The organism is Cryobacterium sp. MP_M3 (assembly GCF_015752155.1).
Classification (GTDB): Bacteria; Actinomycetota; Actinomycetes; order Actinomycetales; family Microbacteriaceae; genus Cryobacterium.
Genome location: NZ_JADOVI010000012.1, coordinates 82,481 through 104,769, shown reverse-complemented (window position 1 = coordinate 104,769; position 22,289 = coordinate 82,481). Strand labels below are relative to the sequence as shown.

Annotated in this window: 23 protein-coding genes; 3 read left to right on the top strand and 20 right to left on the bottom strand. The window is 68.0% G+C overall.

The features are described 5' to 3' along the window. Window positions 1-800: 800 nt before the first annotated feature. Window positions 801-1,346, bottom strand: a complete 546-nt coding sequence (locus IWX89_RS14030; RefSeq protein WP_196904167.1) for a cysteine hydrolase family protein — start codon at window positions 1,344-1,346, stop codon at window positions 801-803. Between the two features lie 51 nt (window positions 1,347-1,397). Between IWX89_RS14030 and IWX89_RS14025 the strand changes: the two genes are divergently transcribed. Then, on the top strand, window positions 1,398-1,907 hold the full coding sequence (locus tag IWX89_RS14025; RefSeq protein WP_307836568.1) for a GrpB family protein: 510 nt from the start codon (window positions 1,398-1,400) through the stop codon (window positions 1,905-1,907). Window positions 1,908-2,116: 209 nt separating this feature from the next. Then, complete coding sequence (locus IWX89_RS14020; protein WP_196904166.1) at window positions 2,117-3,004, top strand: fructose bisphosphate aldolase; 888 nt, start codon at window positions 2,117-2,119, stop codon at window positions 3,002-3,004. A 381-nt stretch (window positions 3,005-3,385) separates the two neighbouring features. Here IWX89_RS14020 and IWX89_RS14015 read toward each other — a convergent pair whose 3' ends face one another. The 16 genes from IWX89_RS14015 to IWX89_RS13940 all read right to left on the bottom strand — a co-directional run bounded on the left by IWX89_RS14015 (window position 3,386) and on the right by IWX89_RS13940 (window position 16,698). Continuing rightward, window positions 3,386-3,826, bottom strand: coding sequence for an SRPBCC domain-containing protein (locus tag IWX89_RS14015; protein ID WP_196904165.1), 441 nt, complete (start codon window positions 3,824-3,826; stop codon window positions 3,386-3,388). Window positions 3,827-3,956: 130 nt separating this feature from the next. Next, window positions 3,957-4,544, bottom strand: a complete 588-nt coding sequence (locus tag IWX89_RS14010; RefSeq protein ID WP_196904164.1) for an NUDIX hydrolase — start codon at window positions 4,542-4,544, stop codon at window positions 3,957-3,959. A 100-nt stretch (window positions 4,545-4,644) separates the two neighbouring features. Continuing rightward, a complete protein-coding gene (locus IWX89_RS14005) occupies window positions 4,645-4,809 on the bottom strand; it encodes a hypothetical protein (protein ID WP_196904163.1) in 165 nt (54 codons plus the stop codon). Between the two features lie 74 nt (window positions 4,810-4,883). Then, on the bottom strand, window positions 4,884-5,651 hold the full coding sequence (locus IWX89_RS14000; protein WP_307836567.1) for a hypothetical protein: 768 nt from the start codon (window positions 5,649-5,651) through the stop codon (window positions 4,884-4,886). A gap of 20 nt (window positions 5,652-5,671) precedes the next feature. After that, on the bottom strand, window positions 5,672-6,499 hold the full coding sequence (locus IWX89_RS13995; RefSeq protein WP_196904162.1) for a hypothetical protein: 828 nt from the start codon (window positions 6,497-6,499) through the stop codon (window positions 5,672-5,674). Between the two features lie 192 nt (window positions 6,500-6,691). Further along, window positions 6,692-6,982, bottom strand: a complete 291-nt coding sequence (locus IWX89_RS13990) for a hypothetical protein (RefSeq protein ID WP_196904161.1) — start codon at window positions 6,980-6,982, stop codon at window positions 6,692-6,694. A gap of 74 nt (window positions 6,983-7,056) precedes the next feature. Beyond that, window positions 7,057-7,353: a putative quinol monooxygenase gene (locus IWX89_RS13985; protein ID WP_196904160.1), complete on the bottom strand. Its 297-nt coding sequence runs from the start codon at window positions 7,351-7,353 to the stop codon at window positions 7,057-7,059. Window positions 7,354-7,471: 118 nt separating this feature from the next. Next, window positions 7,472-8,623 (bottom strand): XdhC/CoxI family protein, encoded by a 1,152-nt coding sequence (locus IWX89_RS13980; protein WP_196904159.1) that lies wholly within the window; start codon window positions 8,621-8,623, stop codon window positions 7,472-7,474. A gap of 18 nt (window positions 8,624-8,641) precedes the next feature. Next, a complete protein-coding gene (locus IWX89_RS13975; RefSeq protein ID WP_196904158.1) occupies window positions 8,642-9,364 on the bottom strand; it encodes an SRPBCC family protein in 723 nt (240 codons plus the stop codon). Next, window positions 9,364-10,611 (bottom strand): VWA domain-containing protein, encoded by a 1,248-nt coding sequence (locus IWX89_RS13970; protein WP_196904157.1) that lies wholly within the window; start codon window positions 10,609-10,611, stop codon window positions 9,364-9,366. Before IWX89_RS13970 ends, IWX89_RS13975 begins: the two co-directional genes overlap by 1 nt. After that, complete coding sequence (locus tag IWX89_RS13965) at window positions 10,604-11,527, bottom strand: MoxR family ATPase (protein WP_196904156.1); 924 nt, start codon at window positions 11,525-11,527, stop codon at window positions 10,604-10,606. Before IWX89_RS13965 ends, IWX89_RS13970 begins: the two co-directional genes overlap by 8 nt. After that, window positions 11,524-12,132 carry an NTP transferase domain-containing protein gene (locus tag IWX89_RS13960; RefSeq protein ID WP_196904155.1) on the bottom strand — a complete coding sequence of 203 codons (609 nt, stop codon included), beginning with the start codon at window positions 12,130-12,132 and terminating at the stop codon, window positions 11,524-11,526. The genes IWX89_RS13965 and IWX89_RS13960 overlap by 4 nt, the downstream gene beginning before the upstream one ends. Then, entirely contained in the window at window positions 12,116-13,033 is a 918-nt protein-coding gene (locus IWX89_RS13955; RefSeq protein WP_196904154.1) for an XdhC family protein, read from the bottom strand. The genes IWX89_RS13960 and IWX89_RS13955 overlap by 17 nt, the downstream gene beginning before the upstream one ends. A gap of 1 nt (window position 13,034) precedes the next feature. After that, window positions 13,035-15,428 carry an aerobic carbon-monoxide dehydrogenase large subunit gene (locus IWX89_RS13950; protein ID WP_196904153.1) on the bottom strand — a complete coding sequence of 798 codons (2,394 nt, stop codon included), beginning with the start codon at window positions 15,426-15,428 and terminating at the stop codon, window positions 13,035-13,037. Next, window positions 15,425-15,919: a (2Fe-2S)-binding protein gene (locus tag IWX89_RS13945; protein WP_196904152.1), complete on the bottom strand. Its 495-nt coding sequence runs from the start codon at window positions 15,917-15,919 to the stop codon at window positions 15,425-15,427. The genes IWX89_RS13950 and IWX89_RS13945 overlap by 4 nt, the downstream gene beginning before the upstream one ends. Window positions 15,920-15,924: 5 nt before the next feature. Continuing rightward, window positions 15,925-16,698, bottom strand: coding sequence for a xanthine dehydrogenase family protein subunit M (locus tag IWX89_RS13940; protein ID WP_231383303.1), 774 nt, complete (start codon window positions 16,696-16,698; stop codon window positions 15,925-15,927). A gap of 538 nt (window positions 16,699-17,236) precedes the next feature. On the opposite strand from IWX89_RS13940, the gene IWX89_RS13935 reads away from it, so the two are divergent. Next, entirely contained in the window at window positions 17,237-18,454 is a 1,218-nt protein-coding gene (locus IWX89_RS13935) for a ScyD/ScyE family protein (protein ID WP_196904151.1), read from the top strand. A 36-nt stretch (window positions 18,455-18,490) separates the two neighbouring features. Here IWX89_RS13935 and IWX89_RS13930 read toward each other — a convergent pair whose 3' ends face one another. The 3 genes from IWX89_RS13930 to kdpC are packed head-to-tail and all read right to left on the bottom strand — an operon-like array spanning window position 18,491 to window position 22,289. Continuing rightward, the gene (locus IWX89_RS13930) at window positions 18,491-19,180 is read right to left on the bottom strand and encodes a response regulator (protein WP_196904150.1); all 690 of its coding nucleotides are present in this window, start codon (window positions 19,178-19,180) and stop codon (window positions 18,491-18,493) included. Continuing rightward, entirely contained in the window at window positions 19,177-21,678 is a 2,502-nt protein-coding gene (locus IWX89_RS13925) for an ATP-binding protein (RefSeq protein WP_196904149.1), read from the bottom strand. Before IWX89_RS13925 ends, IWX89_RS13930 begins: the two co-directional genes overlap by 4 nt. Window positions 21,679-21,680: 2 nt before the next feature. After that, on the bottom strand, window positions 21,681-22,289 hold the full coding sequence (gene kdpC, locus IWX89_RS13920) for a potassium-transporting ATPase subunit KdpC (RefSeq protein WP_196904148.1): 609 nt from the start codon (window positions 22,287-22,289) through the stop codon (window positions 21,681-21,683).

The following is a 22,289-nucleotide window of genomic DNA, read 5'->3' as shown; positions in this document are numbered from 1 at the left end:
GGGCTGGACATGGTGGTGGTTTCCTGATTCTCGCCCTACATCATGCGGCGGACTTGCTGTTAGCTACTGGCCTCACCCAACCCTGACACGTAGGGAACCGTCAGCGAACACGGGGGCACAACAGAGGTGCATCGCGACCGAGTATCTGTTGAGCGCAGGATATCTGCAGTCAAGAGAGACGCTCGAACGGGGTTTTCCAATCAATTCCAGGACTGGGGGTTCGTTCAATGCCCTGTGTATGTCGTCACGAACGGTGTTCCCTTCGGGGGCCGTGAGCGTCTCGGAGAGTGCGGTGCCGCCGATGGGCAGAACCCGGGCCCAGCAGCCGCTTAGCGCGGCGCTGCCAGCGGGTACGAAGATGCTAGCCGAAGACGACGAAAAGAACGGCCCGTACGATTAATCCGACGACGACCACGATGGTGGTGACCCGACCGAACGCGGAGTTCGCGTCGCGCTGGGACAGCATTCGCTCAACGGATTTGGGTTCGTATGAGCCGGGAGTCTGAGGTGCTGAACCGACGAGTCGAACGCCGAACAGCGACTGTCCGGACATCATGTTCGATGTTGCGCGCGCGTTTTCCTCGGCTGCGCGCAGATCCTGGTAGCAAGAGGTTACCCTGCCCGAGTGCGGTGCGGCGGTTTCACGTGGTCGCTGCAACGATGGGCTCTTGCGGGTATGAGAGTAGTCGTTGCATGGCTTGGGCGGGGGTGATTCCGCCGAGTGTTTTGCGGGCTGAGCCGTACTCCTATGGAGCCGACAGGGGAACCCCTGCCGAACGTCCCCGGGAGTGCGTGCGTCTTCAGGGCTCGAGCAGGCCGCGGCTCGGGATGACGGTGGCGAAGCTGCCGTCGAGGGCGGCCATGAAGGAGGCGTGCACGGTTGCGCCGGGAATGATGATGTCACCGAAGGTCAGGTCGGGTGCCGCGCACGCGTCGGAGACGACCGTCACATCGAACCCGAATTCATGGGCGGCCCGGGCTGTGGAGTCGATGCACATGCTGCTCATCATGCCGACGATGACCAGCTCCGTGACTCCAGCATCCGTGAGGAGTGCACGTAGCCCGGTCCCGATGAAACTGTTGGGTTCATGCTTTTCAAGAACCGCCTCTCCATCGATCGGTGCCATGAGCGGGTGAAAGCCGACACCGGATGTCCCGGGTCGAAAAAAGGTGGCCGTGGGGTCGGTGGCGACGTGGAAGACATGCACGACAGGGTTCCCGGCGGCACGGAATGCGTCAAGAACGCTACGAGCCGAGTCTGCTGCCGCTTGCGGTTCGACGAGGGGGAACGCACCGCCTGGGAAGTAGTCGAGCTGGATGTCAACGAGAATCAGGGCGCGGTTCATTAGACCAGTATGGCGTTGTCGGCCGGTGGCCCCCGATGCGAGGATGTTCTGGTGAAGAAGAGCAGCAGTGCGCGCCGGCCGGACGTCGCGGCGGTAGAGCTGGTGGGCGGCACCGAACCACTCGAGTTCGAGCTCCACGCCTATGACGAGCGGTGGGTCGGCCTCTACCTGGATCACCGGCGCCAGATCCTGAACGCTCTCGTGGCAGCGAACGTCGGCGTCGAGCACATCGGTTCCACGTCCGTCCCCGGGCTGGCAGCGAAACCGATTATCGACATCGTGGTCACCGTCGATGACATCACCGCTGAAGAGGACTACCTCGACGCGCTACTGGTCGCCGGATATGAGTTGCGGACCCGCGAGCCAGGGCACCGTCTTGTGCGAACGTCGACCCGCGATGTGCATGTGCATATCTATGAGCAGGGTGATCCTGCGGTGGTCGAGTACCTGCTGCTCCGAGATTGGCTGCGCTCCAACGCGGACGATCGCGCTCTCTACGAGAGCACCAAGAGGTCGTTGCTCCGTAGCCGATGGGACGACATGAACGCCTACGCGGACTAAGACCGATGTCATTCACGCGATAAAAGCGCGAGCGAGAGCAGCTCGCGTGTAGTGACGGCGCTGGAGACTCCCGACGGACGATCCCTGGGACGGGCAAACAACCACCGCAACGAGACAGCCTGAAAGGGCCGCACTCATGATGATCTTCGGAGCCCGCGTCGGGGCCCCGTGCCATGCTCGGTGATGGCGCCAACCATAGGATCAGAATCATGAACGAACTGCAGTTCGGCAAAGTTAAGAACGCCAAGGGCTTCATCGCCGCTCTGGACCAAAGCGGTGGCAGCACCCCGCAAGCGCTGAGGCTCTACGGCATCGCGGACGGTGCCTACTCCGGAGACGAGGAGATGTTCGACCTCGTCCACGCGATGCGCACGCGCATCATCACAAGCCCCAGTTTCACTGGCGAGCGGATCCTGGGCGCGATCCTGTTTGAGATGACGATGGATCGCCAGATCGAGAGTCGTGGCAGCGCCGACTACTTGTGGAACGTGAAGAACGTCGTGCCGTTTGTGAAGGTCGACCAGGGCCTGGCCGACGAGGTCGACGGTGCCCAGGTGATGAAGCCGATGCCTGGTCTCGACGCGCTGCTGGCCCGGGCTGTCGAGAAGGGCGTTTTCGGGACCAAGATGCGCTCGGTGGTCAGGCTCGGTAACGGCACGGGAGTGCAGGCAGTGGTCGACCAGCAGTTCGAGGTCGGTCGTCAGATACTGGCCGCTGGTCTGGTGCCGATCCTCGAGCCCGAGATCGACATTCACTCCCCGAGCAAAGCCGAGGCCGAACAGCTGCTTAGGTCGGCCATCCTCGAACAACTCGGGGCTCTGGGGGCAGACCAGCACGTCATGCTGAAGCTGACCCTTCCCGAGGCCGATGACTTCTATGCCGACCTGGTAGCCCACCCTAACGTCCTGCGGGTCCTCGCCCTCTCCGGGGGGTACAGCCGCGAGGAGGCTAATGCTCGCCTGGCCCGGCAGCACCATGTTGTCGCCAGCTTCTCCCGGGCCCTCACCGAGGGGCTCACCGTGCAGCAGAGCGACGAAGAGTTCAACGCCGCCCTGGATACATCGATCGGCAGCATCTTCCAGGCATCCGTCACCTGACCCATCTCGATCGTGGCCCGCCGGTTCGCCGAACTCGGTGCGAACGTCTTCATTCAGCATTTTTCGCCCCACGACCTCGAACAGCCCTGGGGCAGCGACGACCTCGACGAGGTCCGAGCCGGCATCACCTCGGCACAGATCGAAGACGCCACCTTCGGCGACCTGAGCCTCGACCTGGCCGCGCCTCAATCGGCCGGCGTGCTCGTGGAGGCAGCCCGCGGACTGGCCGGGAGAGTCGACATCCTTGTCTGCAATCACGCCCGCAGCGGGGGTGATGGCTCCATCTTCGATATGACCCCGGAGCTGCTCGATGGTCACTGGCAGGTGAATACCCGCTCCGCGCTCCTTCTGACCAGAGTTCCGGGTCAGGATTTCGTCGACCTAGGCCCGCTCTGCCAGCCGTTTGATCGTGACGATCGCCTCCGACCACATGCTGCGCATGTCGTCGGCCCACTCGTCGGGCACCTCGAGCTCGACGACGAGAGTCGTCACCCCGTCGGTCTCGCTGAACGAGTAGCTCTCGTGCAGCCCGACTGCGGGCCCTTCGCGGTTCTCGACGTCGTTCTCGATGTCGCCGAGATAGCGGATCGACACGAACTCGTTGGGTCGATTCGCGACGATGGTGCCGACGAGACCGCTCGCCGTCCCGTCGTCGTTCGGGCCAAGGAACCGGATCTCGTCGCCCTCGTTCCAGCCGCCCTCGTAGGTCGATCCCTCGTGGAAGGCGCCCGTCCATTCGCGGTAGGTGTCGAGGTCGAGCATGACATTCCACACGTGCTGCGCGGGAGCGTCGACGTCGACGCTGAATCGAAGATTCTCCATGCTCGATTGTAGAACCGCGGCACCCCGGCGGCGCAAGAGCGTCTACAGGGCCGGTTCGTCGACGAAGGGAACCCGGGTACTACTGTCCTCCTCATCGCGTGGCTGGGTGAAGCGCACACCGAGCGCTCGGCTATCCGACATCACTTTGGTGCCCGATTGCGTCGAGAATCCTCCGCAAGCGGTGCCCGAAGTCCACGGGCACGTTCTCGGGCAGTCCGGTTACGGGCCACCACGCGACATCCTCACTTTCAGGGCTGGTGGACGGGGCCAGGTCCGGGCTCGCGATCGCGCCGAATCCGACGTCCCAATGAACGCTGCACCGAGTGAATCCGCTGCCCAGGGCGTGCCGGTCGACATCGAGGATGCCGCCGACCGGACGGAGGTCGTTGATACCGCCTTCCTCGCGGGCCTCGCGCAAGGCCGCCGACGCAACAGAAACGTCTGCTGCCTCCACGTGACCGCCCAGCTGAACCCAGAACTGACCCTTTCTGTGAAAGCACAGCAGAACCTGGTCCAGATCCGGGGTCAAGACGAAACAGCTCGCGGTCACGTGTTCCGCACCCCCGTCGCGATCCAGCGCAGATCCGGGAGAAGCACGGACGAAGGAGACGTACTCATCGCGCAGTGCGCCCTGGTTGGGCCCAACGGGTTTCCAAACGTTGAGCATGTCAATCAGATCGGCAGGGACGACCGGGAACATAGGTGCGACATTGGCCATGACCCCACCCTACTGAGACACGCGTACGCGGGCTCAGAAGGCGCACGCACGTGCCGAGTAGGCGTCGGCCGCGTCGATGCAAACTGCCAGGTTGTCGGGCCTAGGAGAGGGCCCGGTGCCACGCCTTCTGGTTTCGGCTGACGTACTCGGTCGCCGCACGCCAGAACTCACCATGCCCGTCTTCGTGCATGTCGGCCCATGGCTGGAGGCCGGTCTCGCCGGAGGTTCGCAGCAGTTCGGCCATTGCCGCGGTCCGTTTCGCCATGGTTTTCGGAAGCGCCTCGCGGAGAGCAGCGTCGGATTAGGTCCCCGGTCGGCAAAGCGCGGGCCGCCCACCGGTCAGGAAAGCCGAGCCGCGGCATCCCGTCGGGTGCTCGAGAGGTACGTTACGAGCCCGGCGATCATCAGTGTGAGAGTGAGAGCAACCAGGCCGCTGCCGACCCCGGTCCCGCCCTCGGGGACCGGCTTGCCGAGCCAGTCGGCCACGGATGCGCCGAGCGGCCGAGTGAGCACGTAGGCGAGCCAGAAGGCGAAGACCGCGTTCCAGCGGAACCGGGCGAACCCGACGGCCGGGATGGCGATCGCGACGGCGAAAAGAAGCGCGGAGGCGAAGTACCCCAGGTGCAGGGTGACGGCGCTCAGATCGCCGACCGCAGTGCCGAACGCGAAGGTGGCGACGACGGCCAGCCAGTAAAACATTTCCCGGCGCGAACTGTCGACCGAGTGGATCGACAGGGTGCCTTCCACGCGCCTCCAGATCAGGACGGCGGCGGCCAGGGTCCCCGCGAACAGGGCGGCCGACAGCCAGTAGGGCACGTCGAATCCGACGTGGAGCACGTCGGCCACCATCGTGCCGAAAACCCCGACCATCACCACCGCGAGCCAATAGGTCCACGCGACATACCGGCGCATCCTGAACTGGATCACCATCGCGGTGGTGAATCCGGCGAACCCCACGAGGACAGCCGCAATGGGGGGCATGGCATGCACCATGAAGTCGCTGGTCGACTCGCCCATCGCGGTCGACAGTCCCTTGATGAGCCAGAAGAACACCGTGATTTCGGGGACGCGTTGCACGCCTCGCACGCTGACCAGGGGGAGCGCCACGTCGATTTTCCCTGGTCCGGCTACTCGTCGGGCCCGGTCATCGCGGGCATCCGTCGGCTCGCGGCCTCGGCGGACACCGTGCGCTTCTCGACGGTGAGGTAGATGACGAGCGCGAGGATCGCGGTGAGGAAGACGGCGCTCGTGCCGACGGTTCCGATCCCGAGGCCGCCAGCGTGACGAGGCTGGGAGAGGTAATCGCCCACGGACGCGCCGAGCGGGCGGGTCAGGATGTACGCGATCCAGAATGCGAACACTGCGCCGCGCCGGGCGGCGAAGTGGGAGCCGGCCACGAGCGTGATGGCTCCGGCGAAGATGAGTGCCGACGCCCGGTAGCCCAGGTTCAGGCCTTCCGCGATGAGGTCACCGGCAGCGGTACCCAGGGCGAAGGTGAACAGGATCGTCAGCCAGTAGAAGGCTTCCCGCCTGGTGGTGGTGATGGTGTGGATGGAGAGTGTCTTCTCGCTGGCATACCAGGCGATGAAGGTCGCCAGCAGGGCGGCGGCGAAGACGATGGTGGTGGTTTCGAGGCTGACACCGAAGTTGTCGGTCAGGTTGTCGGTGATCAGGGTGCCGACGACGCTGATCAGCACCACGGCGAGCCAGTAGATGCTCGGCGCGTGCCGGGCGGATCGGAACTGGACGACCAGGGCGATGGCGAGGAGGGCGCCCATCACGTAGGTCGTGTTGGTCAGGCCCAGGTTCAGGTTGGTGGCGAGGAAGTCGGCGAAGGTCTCACCGACCGTGGTCGCCAGGATCTTGATGATCCAGAAGACGAGGGTCGGTTTGGGAACCTTGCTCATGCTTGATGCGCCGCGCGTGGCGACGGTTTCGGCCGTGCTGGTTGTCATGGACGTCCTCAGGTCGTTTGGCGAAAGCGCCACCGGATCAGGGCGTGGAGAACAACCGTATGGGGGCGAAGCTGGAAGCAGCCCCGGCAAGCGCCGTGGAAGACGAGAGCATTCACAGAGTCGGGCTTCGGCTCGCTGGGCCGGACGCTGCACTGGCACCGTGGAGGCACTGCCCGGATCTGCCGGCTGGCGTCAGCCGCGGGGCTTGGGCATGCCGAACTCGTTGACCGGCCCGTCCGGCGGTTCCGGCTTGTGTTCCGCCGGGCAGTGGAGGATCGCGTTCGGGCTGGAGTGGTCGATGGTGTGCTCGGCCATCGGCCGGCCACAGACCGGACACACCGCCTCGCCGACACGTTTCACAACCGCGTCGTAAGGGCCCAGGGGAGCCGGGCCCATCGCCCGCACGAGTTTGTGATCCAACCAATCGATGAAGTGCACGTATCGCTCGCCCAGGCCATGCCCGGGAGTACCGGTGTCATTCATGCCGCCAGCGTAACGCCGCTCTCTCCACACGGATAGGCGCCGGACCGGGCCCCAGGTCAGGGTTCCCGGGGGCGTTATTTCACGGCAAGGATCTCGATCAACCGGATGTCCGGGTCCTTGGCGAGAAGGGTCGGACCGTGCTCAGCCAGGGCTTGGGGAATCGCGCCGGCGAGGTGCGCCTGACGGCCCTCCTCGGTCTCGAACGTGTCGAAGATCCCGAAGGTGGCGTTGTCCACCCGGAACGCGTACCAGGTGCGGGTCTCCGGCTCCCCGAGCACGATCTCCCGGCCTCCGTTGAGGAAGTCCCACACGTCCTGTTCCTTGCCGGGCTTCGCTTCGACGAGAGCCAATACTCCGAATTTGAGTGCCATCGCGGTCTCCTCGCTTATCGCCTTCGAATGGGCTGGGCGCCGGTCAGGCCCGGGTTCGGTTCTGGCCAGTGTCGGTTATGCCCCGAGTCTAGGAAGGTGTCCCGGCCGCGGCAAGGGGTCACCGTGTCGCGTGCTCGGCCGGCTCGTCGAGGTCGTCGTGGTGGATGCGCTCGTCGAGGGTGCCGAGCGGCTGCCCGGTTCCGCCCCACTGCCCGGCGATGATTTCGGCGGCGATCGACACGGCAGTCTCCTCGGGGGTCCGCGAGCCGAGGTCGAGGCCGATCGGGCTGTGCAGCCGGGCCAGGTCGGCGTCGCCGAGCCCGGCATCCCGGAGCCGGGCCAGCCGGTCCAGGTGGGTGCGGCGGGAGCCCATCGCCCCGATGTACGCCACCTGCGGCGCGCGGAGGGCCAGTTCGAGCAGGGGAACGTCGAACTTCGGGTCATGGGTGAGCACGCAGATGACCGAGAGTGAGTCGACGAGGCCGGCCGCGAACTGCTCGGCCAGGTAGCGGTGCGGCCACGCGACGATCACCTCGTCGGCGTCCGGAAAACGGGCGGGCGTCGCGAACACCTCCCGCGCATCGCAGACAGTGACGCGGTAGCCGAGGAACGCAGCCAGGCGGGTCAGGGCGGCCGCGAAGTCGATGGCGCCGAACACGAACATCCGTGGCCGGGGCGCCTGACTGTTGACGAACACCCGCATCCCCTCACCCCGTCGCTCGCCGTCGGGGCCGTAGGTCAGGGTCGTGTTGCGGCCGGCGGCCAACAGGCCCAGGGCGTCGTCGCTTACGGCTCGGTTCGCCCGGTCAGACCCGAGGTCACCCTCGTACCCGTTCGGCCTGACCACGAGGTGCCGGCCGATCCTGTCGGCATCCGGATGCTCGATCACCGTCGCCACCGCCACCGGACGGGAGGCTTCGATGTCGGCGCGGACGTCGTCCAACTGGGCGAACGTCTGCTGCGAGACAGGCTCGACGAACACGTCGAGGATGCCGCCGCAGGTCAGCCCGACCGCGAACGCGTCATCGTCGCTGATCCCGTACCGGACCAGGACAGGCCGGCCGTCCGCGGCGACCTGGGTCGCGACGTCGTACACCGCACCCTCCACGCACCCGCCTGAGACCGAACCGGTGACCGCCCCGTCGGGGGTAACCAGCATCGATGCACCCGCGGGGCGCGGGGCGGACTCAAAGGTGCGCACCACCGTCGCGAGGCCGGCGGTGGCTCCGCTCCGCCAGCCGGGCACCAGGGCGCCGATGATGTCACGCATGGTCGACGGGGGAGCGCGTCATCGGGAGCCCCTGCGGCCGACCGCGCGGCCGATCCGGTAGGCGAGGAACGCGACACCGGCGAGGACGCCGATCAGTTTCCCCGGGTTGCTGAGCTGGTCGGCCAGCATCCCCTTGGCGAGGTCCAGGGCATTCAGGCTCGTGTCGGCCGTGCGCGGCGCCTGGTGCTGCAGCGGACGGGACATAGGAGGCGGCGATGCCTGCGACCCGGTTTGGGCCGGCGCCGGGGCCGCGGCAGGTTCGCCGGCGGCCGGAGGCGCGGTGGGTTCCGTTCCGGAACCGGTGACCATGGCCTGCAGGTTGTCTGCGAAGAGCGCCATCATCTGGTCGGTCACGCTGCCGATGATGCTCTTCCCCATGGCAGCGACTTTACCGGAGAGGTCCACCTCAGCGCTGACCGTGCCGGTGGTCGTGCCATCCGTCTCGACGAGGGACAGGGTGGCGGTGCCCTGGGCGGTGCCCTGCCCGCGAGCCTCCTGGGCTCGGCCCTGGAAAACGGCACGGTGTGCGGTCGCATCGCGCTCGATCACGTTCATCAATCCCTTGTACTGCATGGACACGGGGCCGAGTTTCACCTTCATTCCCACCTGGTAGGCATCGTCGGAGAGTTTGTTGAGCACCTCGGCCCCCGGAACACAGCCGGCGACGCGCTCGAAGTCCATCAGGGACTCCCACACCGTGTCGATCGGGGCCACAACGGTGAATGTGCTGTCGAGTTGCATTATTTCGTCCCTCTGTTCGCGGATGGTGGAATGCGGTCGGCGCGGATCGCCGCCGCCACTTCCGCCAGGGCCGTGTAGCTGTGACCGCTGACGAAGGCGTCGATGTAGGGCAGGGCGGCGGCCATGCCGCCCGTGAGCGGCCGGTAGTCCGGTGCCACCTTCCGAGGGTTCACCCAGACGATCCGGAAGGCCAGCCGCCTGAGCCTGGCCATCTGGGCGTCGACGTCTGCCGGGTCATCCTGAGCCCAGCCGTCCGAGATCAGCACGATCACCGATCCACGGGCGAGTCCGCGTCGGCCGTGGTCGTCGATGAACCGTCGGATGCTCTCGGCCAGGCGGGTGCCTCCGGCCCAGTCCTCTGTGCCCGCGGCGGCCTGCGCGAGGGCCTGGTCCGGATCCCGCAGTGCCAGCTGCCTGGTGAGCCGGGTCAGTCTGGTTGAGAATACGAACGCCTCGGCCTGTGCGCCGGAGACCGCGCCCTGGAGAAGGGACAGGAAGACCCTGGTGTAGGGCTCCATCGAGCCGGAGACGTCGCAGAGCAACACCAGGCGACGGAGTCGGGGGCGGCGCCGGGCGTAGACGAGACGGGCCGGGTCCCCGCCCGTGTGGCCTGCGGCCCGCACGGTGCGTCGGAGGTCAAGCCGGGCGGTCCTCGTCGCGGAGGCCCGGGTGCGGCGGCTCAGGCGCGTCGGCGTTGACAGGGAGATCCGCCGCACTAGGTGGCGAATCCGGGTGATCTCGTCGGCGGTCAACTCGGCGAAAGACATGTCGTGCAGCCGTTCCTCGGCCGAGGCCATCATCAGAACCGACTCCCGCTCCGGGCCGTCCAAGCCGGAGGAGTCGCCGCCGGGCACGAGGGCGGGCGGCTGCGGCGCGCGTTCGGCGCTGTCGGCTCCGACTGGGCGGTCATCCGGCGGGGCCGGCCGGGAACGGGGTTCGGCGCCGATCGACGGCGGGGCAGTGGTGTCGCCCCGGCTGTCGGCGGGGTCGAGAAGCCCGCCGAAGACCGCCGTGAACACGCTGTCGAAGACGGGCAGCTGGTCCTGGGAGGTGACCAGCACCACCCTGCTCGTCCAGTACAAAGGGGCGAGGGAATGTGGCGGCACGAGCCGGAGCGCCTCCGCCAGCCGGGCGGCCCGGTCCAGGGAAACCGGGAGCCCTGCCCGTCGCAGAGCGGTGCTGAACCCGGCCGCAAGGGCTGCGGCCTCCACCCGGGGTTCGCCCCGAACTGCCTGGGTCTCAGCCATGGTCCGCACCGATCAGCCACGCGGTCCCGCGCGAGCGGGCCAGGTCGAGGTCGTCGCGATTCTTGAGGATCGATCCCCAGGTATGGTCGATGCTCGCCGGTTCGAGCCGGTTGACGCCCAGCACGGCCAGCGCCGACACCCAGTCGATCGCCTCCGCGATGCCGGGCGGCTTCGCCAGGTCGAGGGAGCGGAGCGCCGTGATGGCGGTCGCAGCCTGCAGGGCGAGCGGCTCGGCGCTGGAAGGCACGCGACGCCGCACGATTTCGGCGATGCGTTCGGGCGCCGGGTAGTCGATCCAGTGGTAGAGGCAGCGCCGGGTGAGGGCGTCGTGCAGGTCGCGGGTGCGATTCGAGGTGAGGATGACGATCGGCGGGTGGCTGGCCCGCACGGTGCCGAGCTCCGGGATGGTCACGGCGGCTTCGGCGAGCAACTCGAACGTGAACGCCTCGAACTCGGCGTCGGCACGGTCGATCTCGTCGAGGAGCAGCACGGCCGGGCGCGGCCCCGGATGCTCGATGGCCGCCAGCAGAGGGCGCCGCAGCAGGTACTCCGGACCGAACAACTCCGTCTCGGCGAGCGTCACGTTGCGCGCTTCGGCCAGCCGGATCCCGAGCAATTGGCGAGGATAGTTCCACTCGTAGAGGGCTTCGCCGGCGTCGATTCCCTCGTAGCACTGTAGACGGAACAGCGGCGTGTCGAGCACACGGGCGAGCGCCTTGGCGGCCTCGGTCTTGCCGACGCCGGGCTCACCCTCGAGCAGGATCGGCTGCGGCATCCGCACGGCCAGGAACAAGGCGGTGGCCAGCCCGGTATCGGCGAGATAGTCGATCTCGTCGAGCCTCTCCAGCAGGGAATCCACGTCGGGTATGAGCGCCTTCACCTCGTCTTCGGCGCCAGCGCGGGCCGACGGGGTCATCGTGTCCGCCCGAGGGCGTCGAGCAGCCGGTCGTAGTCGGCCTCGGTGTCCACGTCGAGCGGGATCGTTCCGGGCACCGCGACCTCGACGACCTCTCCGGCGCGCTGCTCGAGCAGTCGCCAGACCCCCTTGTCGCCGTGCAGGGCGGCGAACGCCGGAAACGTCGCGTCGGCGAAGGCGAACGGGTGGCCGATCCCGTCGGAGTATCGGCACACGGCGATGGGGGAGTCCCCACGCCCGGCCAGCAGCCGGCTTACGGTGTCGGTACGGATCTCAGGCTGGTCGCCGAGCAGCAGCACGAGAACCTCAGTGCCTTCGGTGAGGGCGGGGAGTGCGGCGGCGATGGAGGACGAGCATCCGTCTTCACACCGGGTGTTCTCCACCACGGTGGCACCGCTGGTGTCGACGGTGTGCCTGACCTCATCGGCCGCGCCGCCGAGCGCGAGCAACAGCTGGTCGAAGCCACAGCTCCTGGCCGTGGCGAGCACGGTGTCGAGGATGACGCCGTCGCGGTAGGGGAGCAGCTGTTTGGGTCGGCCGAGTCGACGGGATGCCCCGGCGGCCAGCACGAGGCCGGCGACCCTGGCCTCAGGCTGGGCTGGCATACCGCTCCGGACCGGCGAGGAAGGCGGCGCGGCAGCCCGTCGAACAAAAGTAGGTCGTGACTCCGTCTCGTTCCACGTGGGGGGTGGCATCGACGGCGGCGACGCTCATGCCGCAGACCGGGTCGATGGCGGTCGTCGGCGCGGCCACGGCGACGGCCGCCGCGGCCTCGGGCGATCGCTGCCCGGCACGCTCGACGACCAGCTGGGCCAGGATCGACAGCGCGACCTCGGCCGGGGTCCTGGCGCCGAGGTCCAGCCCGGCCGGGCTGAACACGCGGGACCGGAGTCGGTCCTCGACATTGAGGGAGGCAACCACGGCGGGGCCTCGTTTCGCGCTGGCGACGAGGGCCACGTAGGGGACACCCGCACGGAGCGCGGCTTCGAGGGACGCTTCCTCGTCGTGGCCGTGCGAGGCCACGATCAGGGCGGCGTCGTCGGGGTGGGTCTCCGTCGCCGCGCCGTCCACCAGCTCCATCTCGAACCCGAGCCCGGCGCCCAGCACCGCCAGGGCCTGCGCGACGGGGGTCGCCCCGACCACGACGACGCGCGGCGCAGGGACGGACGGTTCGAGGAAGATCTCGACGGCGCCTCCGCTCAGGCAGGGGTTCGACACCTCGACGGCGCCGTCCTCCCTGCTGTGCGACGGTTCCCCGGCGACGACCCGGAGCAGGAGCGGTTCGCGGGCGGACAGCGCCTGCAAGCCGTATTCCCGGACGGAGGCCTCCACGCAGGCGCCGCCGACGAAGCCGTCCAGGTGCCCGTCGGCGTGGAGGAGCGCCGTGTCTCCCGCGTGGACGCTCGTGGGCCGCTGGGCGCGCACCACTGTGGCGCGCACGAACGCCTCGCGCCGCCCGGCGAGTTCCTGGGCACGCTGTTCCAGTGCCCCGCCCGAGATCGGCATCCTAGATCGGCGGTGTCGCGCGGCCCTGCATGGCGGCCCAGACCCTGGCCGGGGTGCACGGCATGTCCATGTGCGTGACGCCGAGTGGCGAGATGGCGTCCACCACGGCATTCAGGATGGCGGGTGGTGAGCCGACCGTCGCCGACTCGCCTACTCCTTTCGCCCCGATCGGGTGGTGCGGCGACGGAGTCACGGTGAACCCGGTCTCCCAGTTCGGAACCTCCATCGAGGTGGGGATGAGGTAGTCCATGAACGACCCGCCGAGGTTGTTTCCGGCCTCGTCGAAGCCGATGAACTGCATCAGCGCCATCCCGACGCCGTCGGTCAGGCCGCCGTGCACCTGGCCTTCGATGATCATCGGGTTGATCCGGGTGCCGCAGTCGTCGACGGCGATGAACCGGCGCACCTTGACGTGGCCGGTTCCCGGGTCGACGTCGACGACGCAGATGTAGGCGCCGAACGGGAAGGTGAGGTTGGGCGGGTCGTAGGTGACCTCGGCGTCGAGGTTGCCGTCGATGCCTTCCGGCAGGGCCACGGTGCCGTGCGCGCCCATGGCTATCTCGGCCATGGTCTTGCCGATGCTCGGGTCGCCCTTGACGAACCAGCGTCCCTTCTCCCATTCAAGGTCCTCCGGCCGGGTTTCGAGCATCGCGGCGGCGATGAACTTCGCCTTCTCCCGCACCTTCCGGGCGACGAGGGCGACCGCAGCGCCGCTGACCGGGGTCGACCGGCTCCCGTAGGTGCCGAGGCCGAAGGGGGTCTGGTCAGTGTCGCCGTGCACCACGTCGATGTCCTCCGGGGGGATACCGATCTCCTCGGCCACGATCTGCGCGAACGTGGTTTCGTGGCCCTGGCCCTGACTCTGCACGGAGATCCGCACGACGGCCTTCCCGGTCGGGTGGATGCGCAACTCGGCACCGTCCGCCATGCCCAGGCCCACGATGTCCATGTGCTTGCGCGGGCCGGCTCCGACAGTCTCGGTGAAGAACGAGATGCCGATCCCCATCAGCTCGCCACGAGCACGCTTCTCCTTCTGCTCCCGTCGCAGGTCGTCGTAGCCGGCGATCTCCATCGACAGTCGCAGCGCCCGCTCGTAGTTGCCGGAGTCGTACTCCCAACCCGTCTTGTTCTTGTACGGGAACTGCTCGGGCTTGATCAGGTTCTTCAGGCGCAGCTCCGCCGGGTCCATCTCCAGTTTCTGGGCGAGCATGTCGACCATCCGCTCCACGAGGAGGACGGCTTCGGTGACCCGGAACGAGCAGGCATAGGCGACTCCGCCCGGCGCCTTGTTCGTGTACACGCCGGTGACCTTGCAGTGCGCGGCCTGGAGGTCGTAGCTGCCGGTGAAAATGTGGAAGAAGCCGGCCGGGTACTTCGAGGGCTGCGCCGTAGCGTTGAACGCCCCGTGGTCGGCGAGCACGTTGGTGCGGAGGGCGAGGATCTTGCCGTCCTTCGTGGCCGCGCTCTCTCCCTGCATGATGTAGTCGCGAGCGAACGACGTCGACATGAGGTTTTCCGAGCGGTCCTCGACCCACTTGACCGGGCGGCCGGTGACGATCGACCCGACGACGGCCAGGATGTAGCCGGGGTAGATGCCGACCTTGTTGCCGAACCCGCCGCCGATGTCGGGGGACACGATCCGGATCTTGTGCTCGGGGATGCCGGACACGATCGCGAACAGGGTGCGGTGCGCGTGCGGCGCCTGGCTGGTCTCGTACAGGGTGAGGGCGCCCTCGATCGGTTCGAAGTCGGCGACCGCCCCGCAGGTTTCCATCGGGGCCGGGTGCGACCGCGGATAGACGATCTCCTGTTTGACGATGACGTCGGCGGAGGCGAAGACCGCGTCGGTCTCGGCGGCCTTCCCGGCTTCCCAGTCGAAGATGTGGTTGTCGGTGCGTCCCTCGATCTCGTCGCGGATGACCGGGGCGCCTGGGTCGAGGGCGTGGCGGGCGTCGATGACGGGTGTGAGCACGTCGTAGTCGACATCGATGAGTTCGAGGGCATCGCGGGCCGCGTACCGGTCCTCGGCGATCACGAACGCGACCTCCTGGCCTTGGAACCGCACCTTGTCGGTGACGAGCACAGCCTGCACGTCGGCCGACAGGGTCGGCGCCCAGGCCAGTTTGAGCCCGAGGAGATCCTTCCCCGTGATCACCGCGACGACACCGGGGTGGGCGAGGGCCCGGGTGGTGTCGATGGAGACGAGTCGGGCGTGCGCCACCGGCGACCTCAGGATGGCCCCGTGCAGCATCCCGGGAAGCACGATGTCATCGACGTAGTGTCCCTTGCCGCGCACGAAACGGGGGTCTTCCTTGCGTTGGATGCGGCCGTAGCCGATCGGGCGATCCGCGTCGCCGGCGGCAGGGTTCGGGGCGTGGGCCTCTGTGATGGTCATGCCGGGACCTCTTCTTCAGCGTTTTCGTCGACTACGGGGTGTTCGGCGGCCCATTTCACCGACCGCACGATCGTGGCGTACCCGGTACAGCGGCAGATCTGGCCGGAGATGGCCTCGCGGATCTCCGTGTCATCCGGGTGCGGATTCCGGTCGAGCAGCGCCCGGGCGGTGAGCATCATTCCCGGCGTGCAGAAGCCGCACTGCAGCCCGTGTTCCTCCATGAAGCCCTGCTGGACCGGGTCGAGGTTCGCCCCGGTCGCCAGTCCCTCCACCGTGGTGATGGCATGGCCGTCCGCCATCGCCGCGAGCACGGTGCAGGATTTCACCGGGACGCCGTCCATCAGGACCACGCAGGTGCCGCAGTTCGACGTGTCGCACCCCCAGTGGGTGCCCGTGAGTCTCAGTTCATCGCGGATGAAGTGGACGAGGAGCACTCGAGGTTCGATCTCACGGGCGATCTCATCGCCGTTCATGCTCATGCTGATCTGCATCGACTTCAGCCTTCCTGCGTTGTCGTGGTCTGGGTTTCGAGAGCTCGCGCACACGCGCGACGCAGGACCCTGCGGGTGAGCTCGTCGGCAAGGTGCCGTTTGTAGTCGACCGGCCCGCGCTGGTCGGCGACGGGCATCGAGGCCAGCGCGGCGATCCTTCCGGCCTCCTCGAACAGCTCCTCAGAGGGCCGCAGGCCGCGGAGTACTGCCTCGGCCTCCGCAATGGTGCCGTCAAGGCCCACCGCGGTGAGGCCGATGGCCACATCGTCCACGGACCCGTCCTCGGTGAGGTTGACGGCTGCCCCTGCCGCCACGACGGCCCAGTCGCCGACCCGGCGTTCGACCTTCTCGTATGCGCTGCCCGCACGCGGACGGATCGGGAACCGGATCTCGACCAGCAACTCGTTCTGCGCGACCGCCGTCTCGTAGGGTCCCTTGTGGAACTCGTCCATCGTGAGGATGCGCTCGCCCCCTGGGCCGCGCACGACGGCCTGGGCGCGCAGAACGTCGCACACCGTGGCCAGGTCCTCGGCCGGGTCGGCCTGGCAGAGCGATCCGCCGATGGTGCCGCGGTTGCGCACGATGGGATCCGCGATCACCCGCTCGGCATCGATCACGATCGGGAAGAGCCTGGCCACGTCGGCCGATTCCAGGAGCGTCGAGTGACGGGTCAGGGCGCCGATTCGGAGTTGGGTCGCCTCGGGGAGGATGAAATCCAGTTCGTAGAGGCCGTTGATGTCGATCAGCCATTCCGGCCTGGCAAGCCGCAGTTTCATCATCGGCAGGAGGCTGTGCCCCCCCGGCGACGACGCGGGACTCCGGACCGTGGCGGTCGAGCAGGGCCAGGGCGTCTTCGATCGTGCTCGCGCGTACATAGTCGAATTGAGCCGGTATTTGCACAATGCCTCCAGGTCGCGGCGCGCCCGGTCTGATCGAAGGGGCGGATTTGAGTCACATAGTGCTCCCGGGAGCACCGGATGTCAATGAGGAGCCAGCTGGTCGCAGGTCACGGCCGCCGCCGTGGATTCGTCCCTCTGCCAGGCTTTTAACTGCGCCGTGCGCGGACTGTCGAACGTGCAGGGCGGGTCTTCGGGTTGGGGGACGTGACGATTGTCCGCAAAGCTCTGGACACCGGCATCCGAAGGGCTTAATCTGCCATGGTCGGCGTTCGTGTGTGCGCCGCTCCCTTGGGAGATCATGACCGAGCAGCACCGGTGCGTCGGAGACATGGTTCCACTTCCGACGCCCACACACGATTCCCCGTTTGCTTGGCGATGACCTCTCCTTGACAGCCACTTCGAGCACAAGGAGCTCAACATGAAATCAAGGATTCTCACTTTCGCCGCTTGCACGGCACTCGTCGCGTCGGTCCTCGGCGCGGCGCCGGCCTTCGCCCATGAGCGAGGGGACGACCACGGATCCGGGACAATCGGCACTCCGGTGACGCTGGCGGACGGACTTGTCACGCCTTTGAGCCTCGCGGTGGACCGGTGGAATAACGCCTACGTCAGCGAGAACTTCACCGGCTCGCTCACGAAGGTGAACGCGGACGGCACCAGGGAAACCCTGGTGAGCGCTCCCGGCGAGGAGATCTCGGCGGTCTCCGCGCGCCGGGGCACCGTGTACTTCGCGCAGGTTGCCCAGGACCACAGCGCCGCGGTCCTCAAGTCGCGGGCGAAGGACGGAACCGTCAGCCAGGTGGCCGACCTGTGGGCATTCGAGAACGCCGAGAACCCCGACCAGATCAACACGTACGGCTTCGACGGACTCGACTCGACCTGTGCTGCCCAGTTCGACCCGGCCGGACCGCCCGCCGAATACTCCGGCGTGGTCGACACCCACCCCTACGCCAGCCTGGCGCTCTCTGATGCCGTGTACGTGGCCGATGCAGGCGGCAACGCCATCCTGCGCGTCGACTACGACGGATCCGTGTCCGCCGTGGCAGTGATGCCGGCCGGTGACCCGATCCTGATCACCGCTGAGATCGCCGCCGCCGTCGGCATCCCCGCCTGCGCTGCGGACCACGAGTCCCGGTTCGAGCCGGTGCCGACGGACGTCGAACTCGGCCCCGACGGCTGGCTCTACGTCACGACGTCGCCGGGCGGGCCTGAGGACGCGAGCCTGGGCGCACGCGGCTCCGTGTACCGGGTCGACCCGGACTCCGGGGACGTCGAACTGGTCGCGACCGGGTTCGTCGGTGCGACCGGGCTGGCTGTGGCCCGCGGGTCCGGCACGATCTACGTCGCCGAGCACTTCGGCGGGTCGGATGGCAAGGGGCAGGTGTCCGTGTTGGAGAGCGGATCGGACACGCCGAGCGTGCTGACGGCGATCTCGTCGCCGGCCGCGATCGAACTGCGGAGCGGCGACCTGTACCTGACCACCGATTCGGTGGTGCCGGATTCGACCGGGGCACCGCAGCCGATCGGCAAGGTGACCCGGATCGCGCTGAACGGTGACCGCCACAGCGACGACTCGAGCCATGACTGGAACCGGGATTCGCGCCACCACTCGACCGATTCCTCCGACGAGGAGTGAGAGCCGACGAGGGGTGAGATCCGGGTTCGTCACGACTCAGGGGTCCGGGCTGAACCGATAGCCCATTCCGGCCTCGGTCAACAGGTACCGGGGCCGGGAGGGGTCCGGCTCGAGCTTCTTGCGCAGTTGGGCGAGGTAGAGCCGGAGGTAGCCTGAATCGGTGCTGTGGTGCGGACCCCAGATGTCGGTGAGCAGGGACTGCCGCGGCACCAGCTTTCCGGGGTTCCGCAGCAGGAACTCGAGGATGCGCCACTCCGTGGGAGTCAGACGAACCGGCTCCGGCCGCCCGAGCCTCAGACGGCTGACGCTCCTGGCCGACAGGTCGACGGTGACGTCGCCGAAGACGATGACGGGTTCGTCGTCGGCCGAGGACACGCGCCTGGTGAGGGCACGGATCCGGGCCAGCAGTTCGTCGATCGAGAACGGCTTGGTGACGTAATCGTCGGCCCCCGCGTCCAGGGCGTCGACCTTGTCGGCCGCGCCGCTGCGACCGGAAACGACGAGGATCGGCACCTGCGTCCAGCCGCGGAGCCCCGCGATGACCCCCAGCCCGTCGAGGTGGGGCATCCCGAGGTCGAGCATCACCAGGTCGGGGTGGTGCTCGATGGCCGCGTTGAGTGCCGCGGTGCCGTCCTGGGCGGTGACGATGTCGTAGCCGCGGGCCGTCAGGGTGATCCGGAGGGCGCGGAGGATCTGCGGGTCGTCGTCCGCGATCAGGATTCTCATTCGGTTCCCTTCGGGGTCGGCGCGCGGTCGAAGGCGGGGAGGGACAGCACCATGGTGAGGCCGCCGCCGGGAGTGTCCTCGGCGGAGAGCGTGCCGCCCATCCCCTCGGTGAATCCCTTCGCCAGGGCCAGGCCGAGGCCCAGTCCGGTGAGGTTGTCGGTGTCGCCGAGCCGTTGGAACGGCACGAAGACCTCGTCGCGCCGGTCGACGGGGATGCCGGGTCCCCGGTCCACGACCCGGAGTTCGACGCTGCCCGCGAACTGGCTGGCGGAGACCAGCACTCGTCCCCCGGGCGGGGAGAACCGGATGGCGTTGGCCAGCAGGTTGACGATCACCCGTTGGAGCAGGCCGGCATCCGCCAGCACCGGTGGGAGGTCGGCGGGAAGGTCCAGCTCGACCCCGGCCGGACCCAGGCCGAGCTCGTCGAGGGCAGGCAGGATGACCTCGCTGGCGTCCACCGGGCCGAGGGAGACGGCGAGAACCCCGGCCTGGAGACGGCTCACGTCGAGAAGGTTTGTGACGAGGGCGGACAGCGCGGCGAGGCTCTCCTCGGCGGTCTCGAAGAGCTCATCACGGTCGGCAGGGGACAGGGTGACGTCGGTGGAGCGGAGCCCGCTCACTGCGGCGGTCGTCGCGGCCAACGGCCGACGGAGGTCGTGGCCGACGGCAGCCAGCAGGGCGCTGCGCATCCGGTCCGCTTCGGCCAGGGGACCCATCGCGCTGGCCGTGCGGGCCAGGTCGCGATGCTCCAGCGCGGCATCCAGCTGGCTCACGACCACCGCCAGCAGCCGCCGCTCGGAGGAGTCGAGTTCGCCGCCGCGCAGCTCGAGCACCGCCCGGCTGCCCACCGGAACAGTCGAGACCTGATCCTCGTCCCCGGCAGTGCCCGCGGTTGCGAGCACGTCGGGACCGTCGAGGAGCCTTACGCCGGTGAGGTGGAACGCCTCCCTGGTGCGCGTGAGCAACGCCTTGAGCGCGTCTTCGCCGCGGAGGACACTCCCGGCGACGGTTGCCAGGAGCTCCGATTCCGCGGCGGCGCGCAAGGCGCTGCGGTTGCGCCTGGCCGCCTGGTCGACGACGTAGCTGACCAGACCCGCATTGACGAGATAGAGCAGGAGGGCGACGGCGTGCAGTGGCTCGGCGATCGTGATCGTGTAGAGCGGCGCGACGAAGAAGAAGTCAAGGGTGATCCCTGACAGGAGGGCCGCGAACAACGCCGGCCAGAGACCGCCGACCAGCGCGACCAGGACGACCAGGAGCTGGTAGCTCAGCACCTCGCTCGTGATGGATTCCTGCGTGCGCAGGGCCACGAGCATCCAGGTGATCAGAGGGCCGCCGACAAGCGCAAGGGCGAGCCCGGCCAGGCGACGTTTCGGAGTGAGGGCTCCGCCTAGCCGGGGCAGGGTGATCGTGCCGCCGGCGGCCGAGTGGGTCACGACATGCACGTCGATGTCCCCGGATTCGCGCACCACGGTCGCCCCGATACCCGGGCCGCTGAACGCCGCACGGAGGCGGCTGCGGCGACTGGCCCCGACCACGAGCTGGGTGGCGTTCGCCGCGCGCGCGAAGGCGACGAGCGCGGTCGGGATGTCGTCGCCGACGAGCTGGTGATAGGAACCACCGAGCTTTTCGACCAGTGCTCGCTGGGCGGCTAGGGCGCCCGGGTGCGGCGACCGGAGCCCGTCCTGGCTGATCACGTGCACCGCGATCAGTTCGCCGCCCGCGGCGCGCCCGGCGATTCTGGCACCACGCCGAAGGAGGGTCTCGCCCTCCGGGCCGCCGGTGAGCGCCACGACGACGCGTTCCCTGGCCTCCCACTTGCTGTCGATCCCATGTTCGGCGCGATACGCCTTGAGCGCGGTGTCGACCTCATCGGCGAGCCAGAGCAGGGCGAGCTCGCGCAATGCCGTCAGGTTGCCGAGCCGGAAGTAGTTGGACAGGGCGGCGTCGATCCGGGCCGCCGGGTAGACGTTCCCCTCGGCCAACCGGTCGCGGAGCGCCTGGGGCGCCAGGTCGATCACCTCGACCTGGTCCGCGGCACGCAGCACGGCGTCGGGCAGGGTCTCTCGTTGGGGCACGCCGGTGATCTGGTGCACGACGTCGTTCAGTGACTCGATGTGCTGGATGTTCACCGTGGAGATCACATCGATTCCGGCCTCGAGCATGGCCTGCACGTCCTGCCAGCGTTTCTCGTGGGCCAGGCCGGGCGCGTTGGTGTGGGCCAGTTCGTCCACCAGCGCGATCTGGGGGTTCCGGCGGATGACCGCGTCCAGGTCCAGGTCGGTCAACTCGACGTCCCGGTGCCGTACCGTGACCCGGGGCACGATCTCGAGCCCCTCGAGCATCCCGGCGGTGGCCGCTCGGTCGTGGGTCTCCACGACCGCGACCACCACGTCTTTGCCCTCGCCCTGCAGACGGCGCCCCTCCTCGAGCATGGCGTAGGTCTTGCCGACCCCGGGGGCCGCGCCCAGTAGCACGCGAAGCCGACCGCGTTTCATCGTCAGCCTTTCAGCCCCGCCAGGGCGAGATTCAGTTCGAGCACATTCACCGTCGGTTCGCCCAGGTAGCCGAGGTCCCGTGCCGCAATCCTAGACTCGACCAGCCGCCGTACCTCCGCCACGGCAACGTGGCGGGCCGCGGCGACCCGGTTCACCTGCAGCCGTGCGTATGCCGGGCTGATGTCCGGGTCGAGCCCGGAGGCGGACCGGGTCAGGGCATCTGCCGGTATCCGGTCCGCGGAGACCGCGTCGAAGTCGGCGATCGCACGTTTCTGCCGGGCGATCGCGGACACCAGGTCGGGATTCTCCGGACCCATGTTGCTGCCGCCCGACACCGCGGCGTCATAGCCGGTGCCGGCCGCGGAGGGTCGTGGCTGGAACCATTCCGGGAGCGGCGCGCCGGTCGAGTCGGTGAAGGATTGCCCGATCAGCGAGGAACCGACGACGTGCGCTCCCTGCCGGAGCAGAGATCCGTTCGCCTGGCCCGGAACGGCGATCTGGCCGATGGCGGTCACGGCCAGGGGGTAGGCCAGGCCGAGCGAGACGGTGAGAACGAGCATGGCGCGGAGGGCGACTCCGATGTGACGGGTGTTTGTGCGAGGTGAGGCCAT

What these genes read in the sequence shown, in the direction of transcription:
- IWX89_RS14030 (WP_196904167.1), bottom strand. Translation starts at nt 1,346, where the DNA reads ATGAACCGCGCCCTGATTCTCGTTGACATCCAGCTCGACTACTTCCCA.
- IWX89_RS14020 (WP_196904166.1), top strand. Translation starts at nt 2,117, where the DNA reads ATGAACGAACTGCAGTTCGGCAAAGTTAAGAACGCCAAGGGCTTCATC.
- IWX89_RS14015 (WP_196904165.1), bottom strand. Translation starts at nt 3,826, where the DNA reads ATGGAGAATCTTCGATTCAGCGTCGACGTCGACGCTCCCGCGCAGCAC.
- IWX89_RS14010 (WP_196904164.1), bottom strand. Translation starts at nt 4,544, where the DNA reads ATGGCCAATGTCGCACCTATGTTCCCGGTCGTCCCTGCCGATCTGATT.
- IWX89_RS14005 (WP_196904163.1), bottom strand. Translation starts at nt 4,809, where the DNA reads ATGGCGAAACGGACCGCGGCAATGGCCGAACTGCTGCGAACCTCCGGC.
- IWX89_RS13995 (WP_196904162.1), bottom strand. Translation starts at nt 6,499, where the DNA reads ATGACAACCAGCACGGCCGAAACCGTCGCCACGCGCGGCGCATCAAGC.
- IWX89_RS13990 (WP_196904161.1), bottom strand. Translation starts at nt 6,982, where the DNA reads ATGAATGACACCGGTACTCCCGGGCATGGCCTGGGCGAGCGATACGTG.
- IWX89_RS13985 (WP_196904160.1), bottom strand. Translation starts at nt 7,353, where the DNA reads ATGGCACTCAAATTCGGAGTATTGGCTCTCGTCGAAGCGAAGCCCGGC.
- IWX89_RS13980 (WP_196904159.1), bottom strand. Translation starts at nt 8,623, where the DNA reads ATGCGTGACATCATCGGCGCCCTGGTGCCCGGCTGGCGGAGCGGAGCC.
- IWX89_RS13975 (WP_196904158.1), bottom strand. Translation starts at nt 9,364, where the DNA reads ATGCAACTCGACAGCACATTCACCGTTGTGGCCCCGATCGACACGGTG.
- IWX89_RS13970 (WP_196904157.1), bottom strand. Translation starts at nt 10,611, where the DNA reads ATGGCTGAGACCCAGGCAGTTCGGGGCGAACCCCGGGTGGAGGCCGCA.
- IWX89_RS13965 (WP_196904156.1), bottom strand. Translation starts at nt 11,527, where the DNA reads ATGACCCCGTCGGCCCGCGCTGGCGCCGAAGACGAGGTGAAGGCGCTC.
- IWX89_RS13960 (WP_196904155.1), bottom strand. Translation starts at nt 12,132, where the DNA reads ATGCCAGCCCAGCCTGAGGCCAGGGTCGCCGGCCTCGTGCTGGCCGCC.
- IWX89_RS13955 (WP_196904154.1), bottom strand. Translation starts at nt 13,033, where the DNA reads ATGCCGATCTCGGGCGGGGCACTGGAACAGCGTGCCCAGGAACTCGCC.
- IWX89_RS13950 (WP_196904153.1), bottom strand. Translation starts at nt 15,428, where the DNA reads ATGACCATCACAGAGGCCCACGCCCCGAACCCTGCCGCCGGCGACGCG.
- IWX89_RS13945 (WP_196904152.1), bottom strand. Translation starts at nt 15,919, where the DNA reads ATGCAGATCAGCATGAGCATGAACGGCGATGAGATCGCCCGTGAGATC.
- IWX89_RS13940 (WP_231383303.1), bottom strand. Translation starts at nt 16,698, where the DNA reads ATGATGAAACTGCGGCTTGCCAGGCCGGAATGGCTGATCGACATCAAC.
- IWX89_RS13935 (WP_196904151.1), top strand. Translation starts at nt 17,237, where the DNA reads ATGAAATCAAGGATTCTCACTTTCGCCGCTTGCACGGCACTCGTCGCG.
- IWX89_RS13930 (WP_196904150.1), bottom strand. Translation starts at nt 19,180, where the DNA reads ATGAGAATCCTGATCGCGGACGACGACCCGCAGATCCTCCGCGCCCTC.
- IWX89_RS13925 (WP_196904149.1), bottom strand. Translation starts at nt 21,678, where the DNA reads ATGAAACGCGGTCGGCTTCGCGTGCTACTGGGCGCGGCCCCCGGGGTC.
- kdpC (WP_196904148.1), bottom strand. Translation starts at nt 22,289, where the DNA reads ATGGCCTCACCTCGCACAAACACCCGTCACATCGGAGTCGCCCTCCGC.